Source organism: Agromyces sp. NPDC056389 (assembly GCF_042262385.1).
Taxonomy (GTDB): domain Bacteria; phylum Actinomycetota; class Actinomycetes; order Actinomycetales; family Microbacteriaceae; genus Agromyces.
This window is the reverse complement of sequence record NZ_JBHJPN010000001.1, coordinates 930,672-947,021: the sequence shown is the minus strand read 5'-3', so window position 1 is coordinate 947,021 and position 16,350 is coordinate 930,672. Positions and strand designations below refer to the sequence as shown.

Here is a 16,350-nt window from a genome sequence, read left to right as displayed (position 1 = left end):
TCAGTACTTCCTCTCCATGGGCTGGTAGCGGGTGATCGTCACCGGTTTCCAGTCGAGCCGGATGTGGTCCGCCGCATCCGACGAGTGCGCGTCGCCCGACAGATACGCCATCGTGTGCTGCATGTAGTTGGCGTCGTCGCGGTTCGGGAAGTCGTCGCGCATGTGGCCGCCGCGGCTCTCCTTGCGGTTGCGGGCCGAGTACACGACGACCTCGGCGAGGTCGAGCAGGAAGCCCAGCTCGACGGCCTCGAGCAGGTCGGTGTTGAAGCGCTTGCCCTTGTCGTGCACTGCGACGTTCCGGTACCGGTCGCGGAGGCCCGCGATGACCTTCGTGACGTGCTCGAGCGACTCGTCGGTGCGGAACACCTGCGCGTTCTTGTCCATCTCGTCCTGCAGTTCCTTGCGGATCGCGGCGATGCGCTCGGTGCCGTCGGAGTCGCGGAGTTGCTCCAGCATGCCGCGCACGGCCGCGGCCGGGTCGGACGGCAGGGGAGTGAAGTCGACCGTCTTCACGTACTCGACCGCATTGCGCCCGGCGCGCTTGCCGAAGACGTTGATGTCGAGCAGCGAGTTCGTGCCGAGACGGTTCGAGCCGTGCACCGAGACGCAGGCGCACTCGCCTGCGGCGTAGAGGCCCGGCACGACGGTGTCGTTGTCGGAGAGCACCTCTGCTGCGACGTTCGTCGGGATGCCGCCCATCGCGTAGTGCGCGGTCGGCATGACGGGCACCGGCTCGAACACGGGGTCGACGCCGAGGTAGGTACGGGCGAACTCGGTGATGTCGGGGAGCTTCGTCTCGAGCACCTCTGCTCCGAGGTGGGTGCAGTCGAGCAGCACGTAGTCCTTGTGGGGGCCGGCGCCGCGGCCCTCTGCGACCTCCTGCACCATGCAGCGGGCGACGATGTCGCGGGGCGCGAGGTCCTTGATGGTGGGCGCGTAGCGCTCCATGAAGCGCTCGCCCGAGGCGTTGCGGAGGATCGCACCCTCGCCGCGGGCGCCCTCGGTGAGGAGGATGCCGAGGCCTGCGAGCCCGGTCGGGTGGAACTGGAAGAACTCCATGTCCTCGAGCGGCAGCCCCTTGCGCCAGATGATGCCGACGCCGTCGCCCGTGAGCGTGTGGGCGTTCGAGGTGGTCTTGTAGATCTTGCCGAAGCCGCCGGTCGCGAAGATCACGGCCTTCGCCTGGAAGACGTGGAGCTCACCCGAGGCGAGGTCGTAGGCGACGACGCCCGAGGGCTGCTTCGTCTTGGATCCATCCGGTCCGTCGACCTCCGTCATGACGAGGTCGAGCACGTAGTACTCGTTGAAGAAGTTGATGCCGAGGCGGACGCAGTTCTGGAACAGCGTCTGCAGGATCATGTGACCCGTGCGGTCGGCCGCGTAGCAGGCGCGGCGAACGGGCGCCTTGCCGTGGTCGCGGGTGTGACCGCCGAAGCGGCGCTGGTCGATCTTGCCCTCAGGGGTGCGGTTGAACGGCAGGCCCATGTTCTCGAGGTCGATGACCGCGTCGATCGCCTCTTTCGCGAGGATCTCCGCCGCGTCCTGGTCGACGAGGTAGTCGCCGCCCTTGACGGTGTCGAACGTGTGCCACTCCCAGCTGTCCTCCTCGACGTTCGCGAGCGCCGCGGCCATGCCGCCCTGCGCCGCACCCGTGTGCGAGCGGGTCGGGTAGAGCTTCGAGATGACCGCGGTCTTCGCGCCGGGGCCGGCCTCGATCGCCGCGCGCATGCCGGCGCCGCCGGCGCCCACGATGACGATGTCGAACTGGTGGTAGTGGACGCCGTCGATGACCGTGGTCTCGGCGTCGGCGCTCTGGGTGTTCACGGATCTCCTAAGCGGCGCAGAACGAGGGAAGCAGGTCGGCGGGTGCGCCGACAGGGCAGGGCTCGAAGGTGAAGACGACGAGCGTGCCGAGGATGATGAGCACGGCCGCGGCGGCGAAGAGGGCGCCCTTCAGCACCTTCTGCACGACGCCGGGGCTCGTGTAGTCGTTGACGATCGTGCGCATGCCGTTGGCGCCGTGGATGAGGGCGAGCCAGAGCATCAGCACGTCCCACCACTGCCAGAACGGGTCGGCCCACTTGCCGCCGACGAAGCCGAAGTCGATGGCCTTGACGCCGTCGCCGACCATGAGGTTCATGAAGAGGTGTCCGAAGATGAGCACGATCAGCACGACGCCCGAGGCGCGCATGTAGATCCAACCCCACTTCTCGAGGTTGATGCCGCGGCGGCGGGGGCGATCGGCTGGCTTCAGCGCCGACGTTTCGATGGCAGTCATGTCCCGCGGCTCCCTAGTGGCTGAAGACGTTGATGAGGTGGCGCGGCGTGAACGCGAGCATCGTCACGACCCACAGGGCGATGACGATCCAGAAGAGGAGCTTCTGGTTGCGCGTGGCCCAGGACCAGAAGTCCACGAGGATGATGCGCAGTCCGTTGAACGCGTGGAACACGATGGCACCGACCAGGGCGACCTCGCCGAGGCCCATGATGGGCGTCTGGTAGGTGCCGATGACCGCGTTGTACGCCTCGGGGCTGACGCGCACGAGCGCCGTGTCGAGGATGTGCACGAGGAGGAAGAAGAAGATCGCGACACCCGTGATGCGGTGCAGCACCCATGACCACATACCCTCACGGCCGCGGTACAGCGTGCCACCAGGCTTCTGTTTCGCAGGCTTCGCGGGTGCGGTCAGGGTTCCTGCCGAAGTCTCTGGCATGAACAACCCTCCCTGGCTGTGTGAATCGCCCCGAAGAGGCCGGGGCATGACGGGCACACGGCCCGATTCGAGTGTAGACCCGAGCCACAGCAGCCGCCGCTAAGGCCTGCCTAACTCTCTCGACGTCGAGATATCGGATGCCGCGGCGTCCAGGCCCGTGTCGCCGACGGGTGCTCCCGTTAAGCTGTGCGGATGGACGAATCCCCGATCGACGGCTTCTACAGCGTCATCCCCGCCGGCGGCGTCGGCTCCCGGCTGTGGCCGCTCTCGCGCGCCGACGCGCCGAAGTTCCTGCACGACCTCACGGGATCCGGTCAGACGCTGCTCAAAGACACGTGGGACCGGCTCGCACCGCTCTCGGGCGACGGCCGCATCATGGTCGTCACGGGTCGCGCCCACCGCGCAGCCGTCGAGGCCCAGCTTCCCGGGCTCGCCGACCACAACGTCGTGCTCGAGAGCGAGCCGCGCGACTCGACGGCCGCGATCGGCCTCGCGGCGGCGATCCTCGAACGCCGTGAGCCCGGCGTGATCATCGGCTCCTTCGCCGCCGACCACGTGATCTCGGGCACCGCGCTCTTCCGCGCGGCCGTGACCGACGCCGTCGCGGCGGCCCGCGCCGGCTACATCGCGACGATCGGCATCACGCCGACCGAGCCCGCCGTCGGCTTCGGGTACATCGAGTGCGGCGCGCCCCTCGAGGTCCACGGCGCCGAGCACGTCGAGGCTGTCGCGAGCTTCGTCGAGAAGCCAGATCTCGACACCGCCAAGCGCTACCTCGCCGACGGTGCGCACCTCTGGAACGCCGGCATGTTCATCGCACGCGCCGATGCGCTGCTCGCCGAGATCGCACGGAACAAACCCGAGCTGCACGCCGGACTCCTCGAGCTCGCCGAGGCATGGGACGATCCCGCGACGCGCGGGCCGGCCGTCGATCGCATCTGGCCGCGTCTCGAGAAGATCGCCATCGACTACTCGGTCGCCGAGCCGGCGGCCGCGGCCGGCCGGCTCGCCGTCATCCGCGGGCATTTCGTGTGGGACGACGTCGGGGACTTCGCCTCGCTCGCCAAGCTCAACACCGCAGGCCGCTCGGGTGAGCTCGCGATTCTCGGAGAGAATGCACGTGTGCTCTCCGACGCCTCGAGCGGCATCGTCGTCAGCCGGTCGAAGCGGGTCATCAGCCTCATCGGCGTGCACGACATCGTCGTCGTCGACACACCAGACGCGCTGCTCGTCACGACGAGCGAGCACGCCCAACGAGTCAAGGCCGTCGTCGACGCCCTCCGGCTCGGCGGATCCAACGACGTGCTGTAGGCACGAGAGAGCAGGTACCGGATGTCTCAGGGTCGAGGATCGCGCCGGCGAGGTTCCGTTCGTCGGTCGGCGCTGCGCCGAAGCATCTCCGTCGGGGCCGTGCTGGCCGCGGCATCCGTTGCGCTCGCGGCCTGCGCGCCCGCTCCCGAAGCCGGAGCCGGCGGCTCGGCGAGCGAGTCGTGCGTGCGGATGGTCACGAACTCGGGGGGCCTCGAGGACCGCTCCTTCAACCAGTCGAGCTGGGAGGGGCTGCAGGAGGCCGAAGACGAATACGGCATCGAAGCAGAGGCGATCGTCTCGACCGGTGAGACCGATCTCGCCCCCAACGTGGCGCAGGCCGTCGAGTCGGGCTGCGAGCTCATCGTCACGGTCGGTTGGGAGCTCGCGGAGGCGACCCTCGACCAGGCCGGCAAGAACCCCGAGCTCGCCTTCGCGATCGTCGACGAGACGGTCGAGGCCGACAACGTCAAGCCCGTCGTCTTCGACACCGCGCAGGCCTCCTACCTGGCCGGCTACCTCGCGGCCGGCGTCTCCAAGACCGGGGTCGTCGCGACATTCGGCGGGGGCAACCAGCCCCCGGTGACCCTGTTCATGGACGGGTTCGTCGACGGCGTCGCCAAGTACAACGAGGTGCACGGTGCACAGGTGCGCGCGCTCGGCTGGGACAAGGCCGCGCAGGACGGTGCGTTCACGGGCGACTTCGAAGACGTCAACAAGGGCAAGACGTTGACCGAGGGCTTCATCGACCAAGGCGCCGACGTCATCCTGCCGGTCGCGGGCCAGGTGGGCGAGGGGGCGGCCTCGGCAGCGCTCGAACGCGGCGGGGTGTCGATCATCTGGGTCGACAGCGACGGCTACGAGTCGCTCGCGGCGAAGTACCGACCCGTGATCCTCACGAGCGTGCTGAAGAACACGCAGGACGCGATGGTCGAGATCGTCGGCGCCGTGCTCGACGACGAATTCACCAACGAACCGTTCGTGGGCACGCTCGAGAACGGCGGGGTGGAGATCGCCCCGTACCACGACCTCGCCGCGCTCGTGACGCCGGCGCTCGACGGCGAGATCGAGGGGCTCCGTCAGGCGATCATCGCCGGCGAGATCGTCGTGGAGTCGCCGAGCGCGCCGTGATCCCCCCGTACGCGGGACACACGTGGTGCTCATATGAGCACAACATCGCGTCTTGATAACCATTGGATGTCGTGTGCCGTCCGCGCGGCGCAACATTCGGTAACGTGACTGCACGAGCCTCGGAACGGTCGGGGCGACAGTCTTTGGAGGACACAGTGAAGGTCACGACCAAGAAGGCCGCGCTCAGCGGCCTCGCGCTGCTCGGTGCAGCCGTGCTGCTCGCCGGTTGCGCATCCGCACCTGAAGAGACGGGCGACGGTGGCGAGGCCATCGACTTCAAGCCCTGCATGGTGTCCGACTCCGGCGGCTTCGACGACAAGTCGTTCAACCAGCTCGGTTTCGAGGGTGCCACGAAGGCCGCCGAAGAGCTCGGCGTCGAGCTCACCGATGTGCAGTCCGACTCCGAGACCGACTACGCGCCCAACCTGACGAACCTCGTCGACCAGGGCTGCGACCTCATCGTCACCGTCGGCTTCGCGCTCTCGGCCGCCACGGTCGAGTCCGCGCTCGAGAACCCCGACATCGAATACGTCATCATCGACGACGCGGCCGACAACGACTTCGACGGCGAGGTCGACGCGCCGAACATCAAGCCGATCCTCTTCGACACGGCGCAGGCCGCGTTCCTGGGCGGCTACGCGGCTGCCGACTACACGAAGACCAACACGGTCGGCACCTTCGGCGGCATGAACTTCCCGACCGTCTCGATCTTCATGGACGGCTTCAAGCAGGGCGTCGACTACTACAACGAGCAGAAGGGCAAGGGCGTCACCGTCCTCGGCTGGGACGGCACCGACGGCCTCTTCACCGGTGGCTTCGAAGCCAACGACACCGCGCGCCAGACCGCGCAGGGCCTGCTCGACCAGAACGTCGACGTGCTGCTGCCCGTCGGTGGCCCCATCTACCAGTCGGCGGCCGCTGCGGTCCGCGACGCCGGAGCCGACGTCGCGCTCATGGGTGTCGACGCCGACCTGACGCAGACCGACCCGTCGGTTGCCGACCTCATCCTGACCTCGATCCTCAAGGGCATCGACGTCGGCACCTACGAGGCCGTGCTCGCTGCCGGCAACGGCGAATTCGACCCGGCTCCGTTCCTCGGCACGCTCGAGAACGAGGGCGTCGGCCTCGCGCCGTTCCACGACTTCGAGTCGAAGGTCTCCCCGACGCTCCAGGCCGAGCTCGACGACCTCAAGGCCGCGATCATCGCGGGCGACGTGACGGTCAACTCCTACCTCGCCGGCTGAGTCGAGGCACCACCGGATCGGGGAGGTCGGCTTGCCGGCCTCCCCGATCTGCGTCCGGATGCGCGACCGCGCAGGCCGAACAACATTTGAGCGGGCCCGATTCCGGTCCCACAACATCCGCGCAGCATCTCCAACGAATGCGGCACTCTCACTAGGATCGGGAGCATGAAGCTCGAACTTCGCGGCATCACGAAGCGATTCGGCAGCTTGGTCGCCAACGACCACATCGACCTCACCGTGGAGGCTGGAGAGATCCATTGCCTGCTCGGTGAGAACGGCGCAGGCAAGTCGACGCTCATGAACGTGCTCTACGGTCTCTACCAGGCGGACGAGGGCGAGGTGCTCCTCGACGACGAGGTCGTGCACTTCGCCGGTCCGGGCGACGCCATGGCGGCGGGCATCGGCATGGTGCACCAGCACTTCATGCTCATCCCGGTCTTCACGGTCGCCGAGAACGTCATGCTCGGCCACGAGGCGACGAAGGCCGGCGGCATCCTCGACCTCGCGACGGCACGCGCCCGGGTGCGCGAGATCTCCGATCGCTTCGGTTTCGACGTCGACCCCGACGCGCTCGTCGACGACCTGCCGGTCGGCGTGCAGCAGCGCGTCGAGATCATCAAGGCGCTTTCGCACGACGCCAGGGTGCTCGTCTTCGACGAGCCCACCGCGGTGCTCACGCCGCAGGAGACCGACGAGCTGATGCAGATCATGCGTCAGCTGAAGGAGTCGGGCACGTCCATCGTCTTCATCACGCACAAGCTCCGCGAGGTGCGCGAGGTCGCCGACCGCATCACGGTGATCCGCCTCGGCAAGGTCGTCGGCGAAGCGTCGCCGACCGCGTCGAACGTCGAGCTCGCCGCGCTCATGGTCGGTCGAGCCGTCGAGCTCACGGTGCACAAGGACGCACCGAAGATCGGCGACGACGCACTCGTCGTCGAGGGACTCAGCGTCATCGACCACATCGGCCAGCTCGTCGTCAACGACGTGAGCTTCACCGTTCGCAAGGGAGAGATCCTCGCCGTGGCCGGCGTGCAGGGCAACGGGCAGACCGAGCTCACCGAGGCGCTCGTCGGCCTCCAGCCGCGCGTGCAGGGCTCGATCAAGCTCGACGGCGTCGAACTCACGACCGAGAACGTGCGCAAGATCCTCGACGCAGGTGTCGGCTTCGTTCCCGAGGATCGCAACGAAGACGGCCTCGTCGGCGAGTTCTCGATCGCCGAGAACCTCATGCTCGACCGCTCGAGCGGCGCCCCGTTCGTCAAGGCGGGCAACGTCCAGCGCGGGTTCCTCGCCGAGTTCGCACGCGACCGCGTGAAGGAGTTCGACGTCCGCACCCAGGGCATCGACGAGAAGGTCGGCCGGCTCTCGGGCGGCAACCAGCAGAAGGTCGTGCTCGCGCGAGAGCTCAGCCGCGATCTGAGCCTGTTCGTCGCAGCCCAGCCCACGCGCGGCGTCGACGTCGGGTCGATCGAGTTCATCCACAAGCGCATCGTCGCCACGCGAGACGCCGGAGTCCCCGTCGTCGTCGTGTCGACCGAGCTCGACGAGGTGGCAGCCCTCGCCGACCGCATCATGGTGATGTACCGGGGCCGCATCGTCGGCATCGTGCCCGGAGACACCCCTCGAGACGTGCTCGGCCTGATGATGGCCGGCGAAGTCCCCGCAGAAGGAGCCGCCGCATGAGCGACCCCCAAGAGCCGCGGGGCGACGCCCCCGACGGCAACGGCCCAGACGCAGACGTCGCGATCGAGGAGCCGGGCGCGGTCTCGCCCGGAGCCCCCGCTGCGCCTGCCGCCACGCCGGCGAGCAGTGACGAGATCGAGCCGCCCTCGCGCTGGCACACGATGCTCCGTCAGATCTCCACCGGCAACGCGCTCATCTCGGTGCTGTCGGTGCTGCTCGCTCTCCTCGTGGGCGCGATCATGATCGCGTTCACCGATGAGCGGGTGCAGGCCGCGAGCGGCTACTTCTTCGCTCGCCCCGGCGATACCTTCGTCGCGATCTGGCAGTCGGTGTCGGGTGCCTATTCGGCGCTCTTCCAGGGCTCGGTCTACAACTTCCGACGCGACACCTTCGCCGCGGGCATCCGCCCGCTGACCGAGACACTCACCTTCGCCACCCCGCTCATCGCGGGCGGCCTCGGCGTCGGCCTCGCGTTCCGCGTCGGCATGTTCAACATCGGCGGCCGCGGCCAGATGCTCATCGCGGCATCCGTCGCCGGCTGGATCGGCTTCGGCTTCGACCTGCCGATGGGCCTCCACATGCTGGTCGCCCTCGTCGGCGGTCTGCTCGGCGGCGCGCTCTGGGCCGGCATCGCCGGCCTCCTGAAGGCGCGCACCGGAGCGCACGAGGTGATCGTCACGATCATGCTGAACTACGTGGCCTTCTACCTGGTCTCATGGATGCTGCGCACCCCGGGCCTGCTGCAGGCACCGGGATCCTCGAACCCGAAGACGCCGGCGATGAAGGAGACGGCGATCTTCCCGCAGCTGCTCGGGCCGCAGTACAACCTGCACTTCGGCTTCATCCTGGTCATCGCGGCGACGATCCTCGTGTGGTGGATCCTGTCCCGCTCGAGCCTCGGCTTCAAGTTCCGCGCGGTCGGCGAGAACCCGAACGCGGCACGCGTCGCCGGCATCAACGTCAAGTCGATGTACGTCTACGCGATGCTCATCGCGGGCGCACTGCTCGGCCTCGCCGGCATCAGCCAGGTGCTCGGCACCGTGACGACCGGCTTCACGGCCGGCATCGACGCCGGCATCGGCTTCGACGCCATCACCGTGGCGCTGCTCGGGCGATCGACCCCGTGGGGCATCTTCGCAGCAGGCATCCTGTTCGGCGCGTTCAAGGCGGGTGGCTTCTCGATGCAGGCCGCCGAGGGCGTGCCGGTCGAGATCGTGCTCGTGGTGCAGTCGCTCATCGTGCTCTTCATCGCCGCTCCGCCGCTCGTGCGCACGATCTTCCGCCTGCCCGACCCGAAGGCCGGTCCGAAGCGACCGCGACCCATCGTCACGAAGGAGGTCGACGCGAAATGAGCACGACCGCAGAGCACCACCGCACGGCGCCGCGGCCCGAAGCGCTCGACACGACCGTCGTGACGAGCTGGAAGGCCCCGATCGCCTTCGCCGTGTTCACGCTCGCTGCGCTCGCCCTCGCGGTGTTCGCGCCGCGAGAGGGCGTCACGAAGTTCCGGCTCTCCTCGCCCACCGATGCGGTGCAGCTGCCAGAGGTCACGGTGCCGACGATGCCGGCGCTCTGGACCGTCGTGGTCCTCCTCGCGCTCGTGACCGCCTACTCTGCGTGGCTCGTCGCCTCGAAGAAGCGAGTGCCCCTCTGGACGATCGTGGTATTCGCGATCCTCTTCATGTTCGGCTTCCTCACCTGGGCGGCGGCCGGAGCATCGTTGCCGATGATCGGCCTGCTGTTCGGTTCGCTGAGCCTCGCCGTGCCGCTCATCTTCGGTTCGCTGGCCGGCGTGCTCGGTGAGCGGGTCGGCGTGATCAACATCGCGATCGAGGGTCAGCTCCTCGCCGGTGCGTTCACGGCGGCCGTCGTGGCCTCCATCACCGGTCAGCCGTGGTTCGGGCTCATTGCGGCCATGGTCGCGGGCATGCTCGTGGCCTTCGTGCTCGCGGCGTTCGCGATCAAGTACTTCGTCGATCAGGTCATCGTCGGTGTCGTGCTCAACGTGCTCGTCACTGGCCTCACGAGCTTCTTCTTCTCGCAGGTGCTGGCGCCGAACGCGGCCCTGCTGAACACTCCGCCACGGTTCGACCGGCTGCCGATCCCGCTGCTCGGCGACATCCCGATCATCGGGCCGGTGTTCTTCCGGCAGACCGTCGTCGTGTACCTGATGTACATCGCGGTTGCACTCGTCTACGTCGGGCTGTTCCACACGAAGTGGGGCCTCCGGCTCCGTGCGGTGGGCGAGCACCCGCAGGCCGCCGACACGGTGGGCATCAACGTCAATCGCACGAGGTTCTGGAACGTCGCCCTCGCCGGCGCGATCGCCGGCCTCGGCGGCACCTTCTTCACGATCGGCTCGGGTATCGCCTTCAACAAGGAGATGACCGCCGGCGCGGGCTTCATCGCGCTCGCGGCCGTCATCTTCGGCCAATGGGATCCGATCAAGGCGACGCTCGCGGCGCTGCTCTTCGGCTTCGCATCGAACCTGCAGAACACGCTCTCGGTCATCGGCTCGCCGGTGCCCAGCGAGTTCATGCTGATGCTGCCCTACGTCGTCACGATCTTCGCGGTGGCCGGCCTCGTGGGCAAGGTCAGAGGACCGGCGGCCGCCGGCAAGCCGTACATCAAATCCTGATCGGGCGCGCCGAGCGCCCGCAACCGACATCCTGGAACGGGGGAGCACCATGACCGCAACGGATGCGATCGACTGGAACGAGCTCCGCGGGCGCGCCCGCGAGGCGATGGCGAAGGCGTACGTGCCGTACTCGGAATTCCCCGTCGGTGCCGCGGCGATCGTCGACGACGGCCGCATCGTGAGCGGGTGCAACGTCGAGAACGCCTCGTACGGCGTGACGCTCTGCGCGGAGTGCTCGCTCGTCTCGGCGCTCGTGATGTCGGGCGGCGGCAAGCTCGTCGCGTTCGCCTGCGTCGACGGGCACGGTGCCGCTCTCATGCCGTGCGGGCGCTGCCGCCAACTGCTGTACGAGCACTCGGCCGAGGGCATGCTGCTCGACACGGTGTCGGGAATCAAGACCATCGACGAGGTGCTGCCCGACGCGTTCGGTCCGCGGCAGCTCGCCGAATTCAGAGGAGTGAAGTCATGAGCACGGTCGAACCGTTCGACGCCGTCGACCTGATCCGCGCGAAGCGCGACGGGCACGAACTCGAGACCCCCGAGATCGACTGGCTCGTCGACGCCTACACGCGCGGATACGTGGCCGACGAGCAGATGTCGGCCATGACCATGGCGATCTTCCTCAACGGCATGACGCGCCGCGAGATCCGCGACCTCACGATGGCGATGATCGCAAGCGGCGAGCGCATGGACTTCTCGGGGCTCGGGAAGCCCACGAGCGACAAGCACTCGACCGGCGGCGTCGGCGACAAGATCACGCTGCCGCTGATGCCGCTCGTGGCGACCTTCGGCGTGGCGGTGCCGCAGCTCTCGGGCCGCGGACTCGGCCACACGGGCGGCACGCTCGACAAGCTCGAGTCGATTCCCGGTTGGCGCGCCGACCTCACCAACGATGAGATGTTCGCGCAGCTCCGCGACGTCGGCGGGGTCATCTGCGCGGCCGGCGCCGGCCTCGCTCCGGCCGACAAGAAGCTCTACGCCCTCCGCGACATCACGGGAACGGTCGAGGCGATCCCGCTGATCGCGTCGTCGATCATGTCGAAGAAGATCGCCGAGGGCACCGGTGCGCTCGTGCTCGACGTCAAGTTCGGCTCGGGCGCGTTCCTCACCGACATCGACCGCTCGCGAGAACTCGCCCGCACCATGGTCGAGCTCGGTGAAGACGCCGGAGTGGCGACCTCCGCGCTCATCACGAACATGAACGTGCCGCTCGGCCTCACGATCGGCAACGCCAACGAGGTGCGCGAGTCGGTCGAGGTGCTCGCTGGCGGCGGCCCGGCCGATGTCCGCGAGCTCACGATCGCCCTCGCCCGGGAGATGCTCGCCCTCGCCGGGCAGCCCGACGCCGATGTGGAGGCCGCACTCGACGACGGGCGGGCCATGGACACGTGGCGACGAGCCATCCGCGCCCAGGGCGGCGACCCCGACGCGGCACTGCCGGTGGCGCGCGAACGGCACGTCGTGACCGCCGAGCGCGACGGCGTGCTCGTGGAGCAGCAGGCCCTGCCGTTCGGCATCGCCGCCTGGCGCCTCGGTGCGGGGCGCGCGCGCAAGCAGGATCCGGTGCAGCACGCCGCCGGCATCGAGCTGCACGCCAAGCCCGGCGACGTCGTGCGTGCCGGCGAGCCGTTGTTCACCCTGCACGCCGACGAGCCGGCGCGGTTCGCACGGGCGCTCGACGCCGTCGAGGGCGCGTGGCGCATCGGTGACGAGGGGGATCCGATCCACGACGGCGGACCCCTGATCGCCGACCGCATCGGGCGCTGACGGGAGCGTCGGCCATCGCTGCGGCCGGAACCCGGCAAGCGGCTCGCACCGCGGTCGCCTCCTCGCGCACACGCATACGTGACCGCGTGCGTCACCCGCATGACGGGTTGCTTCGAGATTGCCGAGACTTCGCGGGCACCCTGTCGCTATCGTTGACTCGTGAACACGATTCCGACGGAGTACCGCCTCGAAGGCGACGGCACGAACATCCAGGCCCTGCCGAAGATCTCGCTGCATGACCACCTCGATGGCGGACTGCGTCCGCAGACGCTGATCGAGCTCGCCGACGAGATCGGTCACGAGGTGCCCTCGACCGACGCAGACGGCCTCAGCCAGTGGTTCGCCGAGCAGTCGAACTCCGGCTCACTCGTGGAGTACCTGAAGACCTTCGACCTCACGACGGCCGTGATGCAGACTCGCGACGGGCTGGCCCGCGTCGCCCGCGAGTTCGTGCAGGATCTTGCGGCCGACGGCGTCATCTACGGTGAGATCCGCTGGGCTCCAGAGCAGCACCTCACGCGCGGCCTCAGCCTCGACGAGACCGTCGAGGCGGTGCAGTCCGGCATCGAGCAGGGCATCGACGACGTGCGCGGCCAGGGCCGCGGCATCCGCGTCGGCCAGCTCGTCACCGCCATGCGTCACGCCGATCGCGGCCTCGAGATCGCCGAGCTCGCCGTCCGGCACCGCGACCGCGGCGTCGTGGGATTCGACATCGCCGGTGCAGAGGCGGGCTTCCTGCCGAGCCGCCACCGCACGGCCTTCGACTATCTCGCGAGCCAGTACCTGCCGGTCACCGTGCACGCCGGCGAGGCCGACGGGCTCGAGTCCATCCGCAGCGCTCTCTTCGACGGGCGTGCACTGCGGCTCGGTCACGGCGTGCGCATCGCCGAAGACCTCATCATCGATCGTCAAGACGACGAGAACACCTACGTCTCGCTCGGCCCGATCGCCCAGTGGGTGCGAGACCGCGAGATCGCCCTCGAGACGAGCCCGTCGTCGAACCTGCAGACCGGTGCGATCGCGGCATGGGGCGACGAGCTCATCGATCACCCCTTCGACCTGCTGTACCAGCTCGGCTTCCGCGTGACCGTGAACACCGACAACCGCCTCCAGTCGGGCACGACGCTCACCCGGGAACTGGCGCTCCTCAGCGATGCGTTCGGATACGACCTCGACGACTTCGAGACGTTCCAGCTGAATGCGGCGGCGGCCGCCTTCCTGCCGCTCGACGACCGCGAAGAGCTCGCCGAGCAGATCCAGAACGGCTTCGACGACGCCTGACGTACGGATGCCGCCGAGCACCCGCCTGCATCACCTGAACGGACCCCGATGACCCTCCCGCCGCTCCCCGACGAAGCGATCGTGCTCAGGGCGCATGTCGACGACTGGCGCGCCGCAGTGCGTGAGGCCGGCCGGGCACTCGTGCGCTCGGGCTCGACCCGCTCGGAGTACGCCGACCGGATGATCGCGGTCATCGAGGAGTTCGGCGCCTACGTCGTCATCGCGCCCGGGCTCGCGCTCGCGCACGCCAGACCCGGGCCCGACGTCCGCCGCGAGGGGCTCGCCGTGGTGACGCTCGCAGAGCCGGTGCCCTTCGGACACCCGCACAACGATCCGGTGCGTGTCGTGGTCGGCCTCGCCGTGTCGAACGCCGAGGAGCACGTCGCCTCCGTCGCACGGCTCGCGAACGCGTTCAACGACAGCGGCATCGTCGGTCGAATGGCTCGAGCCGATTCGGCTGACGAGCTGCGCGCATTGCTCGGCTTCGACGGAGAGGCGGAGGCGTGAAGATCATCGCCGTCTGCGGATTGGGCATCGGCACCTCCGCGATCCTGAAGGTCAATGCCGAGCGCGCGCTCGACCGCCTGGGCCTCACGGCCGACGTCGATGCCAGCGACCTCGCCGGCATCGCCATCGCGGCAGCCGACGCGCAGGTCATCCTGACCTCGACGGAGCTCGGCGACGCGGTGCGCGCCGCGATCGGCCGAAGCTTCGCCGAGATCGTCGAGGTGTCGAACTACTTCGATGTCGAGGAGATCAGCGCGAAGCTCGAGACGTCGCTCGGCTGATCCGCTCGTCCACCGGCGCAGGCGCCGGCACCGACCCGACCCGACCGGCACCGACCCCACCGGCACTGGCCCGACCGGAACCGTGACGGCTACGCCACGAGCTCCCGCATGCCGGCGTCGAGGGCCGACACGGCGGCGGATGCCGCAGCGCGCCGTTCGGCCACCGATCCCGTCTCGGACACCGCGTCGATGTAGACCTTGAGCTTCGGCTCGGTGCCGCTCGGTCGCACCATGACGCGGCCGCCTCCCTCGAGGACGATGCGCAGCACGTCGGACGGCGGCAACTCGCCGAAGCCGTCGGCGAGGTCTTCGATGCGTTCGACGCGGATGCCGCCGATCGACGCCGGCGGCTCCGCCCGCAACCGCGCCATGATCTCGCCGATGCGTGAGAGCTCGGTGACGCGGATGGAGATCTGGCCGGAGTCGTGGCAGCCGAACCGTTCGACGAAGTCGTCGAGGTGATCGGCGACCGTGCGGCCGCCTGCCTTCAGCTGTGCGGCGAGCGAGAGGAAGGCGACACCCGCGGAGATCCCGTCCTTGTCGCGCACGGTGCCGGGGTTCACGAGGTAGCCGAGGGCCTCCTCGAAGCCGAAGACGAGCCCCGGCGCTCGCGAGATCCACTTGAATCCGGTGAGCGTCGCCTCGAAGTCGAGGTCGTAGGCCCTCGCGATCGCCTCGAGCCCGGGGGAGGAGACGATCGAGCACGCGAGCGCGCCGTTCGGGCCCGAATCCCCGGCGACGGCAGCGGCTCGCTCGGCGGCCTGCCAGCCGAGCACGAGCCCGACCTCGTTGCCGGAGAGCCGCCGGTACCCGGATTCGGCTGCGGCGTCGGGGATCGCGACCGCGAGCCGGTCGGCGTCGGGGTCGTTCGCGATGATGAGCTCGGCGTCGACCTCGCGGGCGCGGGCGAAGGAGAGGTCCATCGCGCCGGGCTCTTCGGGGTTCGGGAACGAGACCGTCGGAAACGCCGCGTCGGGCTCGATCTGGGCCTCGACGAGCCGCGGCGCCTCGAAGCCCGCCGCGTCGAGCACGCTCGCCATCGTCTGCCATCCGACACCGTGCATCGCGGTGTACACGACGCGCGGTTGCGCCGCCGGGGCGGCGGCGACCTGCGCGGTCTGGCGGATGTACTCGTCGATGACGGACTCGGACGCCGTCTCGAACACGCCACGGGGCAGATCGGGCACGAGCAGCGTCTCGGCGACGCGTCGGATCTGGGCCGCGATCTCGGCATCCGCCGGCGCGACGATCTGCGATCCGTGGTCGTCGCCGCCGAGGTACACCTTGTAGCCGTTGTCGTTCGGCGGGTTGTGCGAGGCCGTCACCATGACACCCGCCGACACGTCGAAGTACCGCACGGCGAACGCGAGCACGGGGGTCGGCAGCAGCCGGGGCAACAGGATCGCCCGGACGCCGGCACCCGCCATGATCTCGGCGGTGTCGCGCGCGAACACGGCCGAGTTCTTGCGACCGTCGTAGCCGATCACGATCGACGGGGTCTGCCCGAGCGCCGCGTGCTCGACGAGGTGCGCGGCGAGGCCCGCCGCCGCCTGGGAGACGAGCACGCGGTTCATGCGGTTCGGGCCCGCCGCGATCTCACCTCGGAGGCCCGCAGTGCCGAAGGCGAGGCGCTGATCGAAGCGATCGGCGAGGTCGGCGGATGCCGCGGCGTCGCCGCCGCGCACCGCGTCGACGATCGACGTGAGCTCGGCGACCGTCTCGGGGTCGGGATCCTGATCGATCCACGCCTCGGCGAGGGCGATGCGCTGCTGGTCGGCGTCGGTCTGCGACATCCG

At 68.9% G+C, this 16,350-nt stretch carries 15 protein-coding genes; 11 read left to right on the top strand and 4 right to left on the bottom strand.

Annotated features, from left to right (window positions below; all coding sequences use genetic code 11):
* From sdhA to sdhC, 3 genes are read right to left on the bottom strand one after another with little or no spacing between them, the layout of a single operon-like run.
* Entirely contained in the window at positions 1–1,824 is a 1,824-nt protein-coding gene (sdhA, locus tag ACFCVM_RS04440) for a succinate dehydrogenase flavoprotein subunit (protein WP_375834349.1), read from the bottom strand.
* Positions 1,825–1,831: 7 nt separating this feature from the next.
* A complete protein-coding gene (locus ACFCVM_RS04435) occupies positions 1,832–2,278 on the bottom strand; it encodes a succinate dehydrogenase hydrophobic membrane anchor subunit (protein ID WP_375834346.1) in 447 nt (148 codons plus the stop codon).
* Between the two features lie 13 nt (positions 2,279–2,291).
* The gene (sdhC, locus tag ACFCVM_RS04430) at positions 2,292–2,714 is read right to left on the bottom strand and encodes a succinate dehydrogenase, cytochrome b556 subunit (protein WP_375834343.1); all 423 of its coding nucleotides are present in this window, start codon (positions 2,712–2,714) and stop codon (positions 2,292–2,294) included.
* Positions 2,715–2,906: 192 nt separating this feature from the next.
* Between sdhC and ACFCVM_RS04425 the strand changes: the two genes are divergently transcribed.
* The 11 genes from ACFCVM_RS04425 (at position 2,907) to ACFCVM_RS04375 (ending at position 14,554) form a co-directional block, all read left to right on the top strand.
* Entirely contained in the window at positions 2,907–4,025 is a 1,119-nt protein-coding gene (locus ACFCVM_RS04425) for a mannose-1-phosphate guanylyltransferase (protein ID WP_375834340.1), read from the top strand.
* 21 nt (positions 4,026–4,046) lie between these two features.
* Complete coding sequence (locus tag ACFCVM_RS04420; RefSeq protein ID WP_375834338.1) at positions 4,047–5,153, top strand: BMP family protein; 1,107 nt, start codon at positions 4,047–4,049, stop codon at positions 5,151–5,153.
* 155 nt (positions 5,154–5,308) lie between these two features.
* A complete protein-coding gene (locus ACFCVM_RS04415) occupies positions 5,309–6,397 on the top strand; it encodes a BMP family protein (RefSeq protein WP_375834336.1) in 1,089 nt (362 codons plus the stop codon).
* A 165-nt stretch (positions 6,398–6,562) separates the two neighbouring features.
* Complete coding sequence (locus ACFCVM_RS04410) at positions 6,563–8,080, top strand: ABC transporter ATP-binding protein (protein WP_375834334.1); 1,518 nt, start codon at positions 6,563–6,565, stop codon at positions 8,078–8,080.
* Positions 8,077–9,432 carry an ABC transporter permease gene (locus ACFCVM_RS04405; RefSeq protein ID WP_375834332.1) on the top strand — a complete coding sequence of 452 codons (1,356 nt, stop codon included), beginning with the start codon at positions 8,077–8,079 and terminating at the stop codon, positions 9,430–9,432. Before ACFCVM_RS04410 ends, ACFCVM_RS04405 begins: the two co-directional genes overlap by 4 nt.
* The gene (locus ACFCVM_RS04400; protein WP_375834330.1) at positions 9,429–10,718 is read left to right on the top strand and encodes an ABC transporter permease; all 1,290 of its coding nucleotides are present in this window, start codon (positions 9,429–9,431) and stop codon (positions 10,716–10,718) included. The genes ACFCVM_RS04405 and ACFCVM_RS04400 overlap by 4 nt, the downstream gene beginning before the upstream one ends.
* A gap of 49 nt (positions 10,719–10,767) precedes the next feature.
* Positions 10,768–11,187, top strand: coding sequence for a cytidine deaminase (locus ACFCVM_RS04395; protein WP_375834328.1), 420 nt, complete (start codon positions 10,768–10,770; stop codon positions 11,185–11,187).
* On the top strand, positions 11,184–12,485 hold the full coding sequence (locus tag ACFCVM_RS04390) for a thymidine phosphorylase (RefSeq protein WP_375834326.1): 1,302 nt from the start codon (positions 11,184–11,186) through the stop codon (positions 12,483–12,485). The genes ACFCVM_RS04395 and ACFCVM_RS04390 overlap by 4 nt, the downstream gene beginning before the upstream one ends.
* Before the next feature lie 159 nt (positions 12,486–12,644).
* Positions 12,645–13,766, top strand: a complete 1,122-nt coding sequence (locus tag ACFCVM_RS04385; RefSeq protein WP_375834323.1) for an adenosine deaminase — start codon at positions 12,645–12,647, stop codon at positions 13,764–13,766.
* Between the two features lie 48 nt (positions 13,767–13,814).
* Entirely contained in the window at positions 13,815–14,273 is a 459-nt protein-coding gene (locus tag ACFCVM_RS04380; RefSeq protein ID WP_375834321.1) for a PTS sugar transporter subunit IIA, read from the top strand.
* Positions 14,270–14,554 carry a PTS sugar transporter subunit IIB gene (locus ACFCVM_RS04375; RefSeq protein WP_375834318.1) on the top strand — a complete coding sequence of 95 codons (285 nt, stop codon included), beginning with the start codon at positions 14,270–14,272 and terminating at the stop codon, positions 14,552–14,554. Before ACFCVM_RS04380 ends, ACFCVM_RS04375 begins: the two co-directional genes overlap by 4 nt.
* Before the next feature lie 89 nt (positions 14,555–14,643).
* On the opposite strand, the gene ACFCVM_RS04370 is transcribed toward ACFCVM_RS04375, so the two are convergent.
* The gene (locus ACFCVM_RS04370; protein WP_375834316.1) at positions 14,644–16,347 is read right to left on the bottom strand and encodes a phospho-sugar mutase; all 1,704 of its coding nucleotides are present in this window, start codon (positions 16,345–16,347) and stop codon (positions 14,644–14,646) included.
* Positions 16,348–16,350 lie beyond the last annotated feature (3 nt).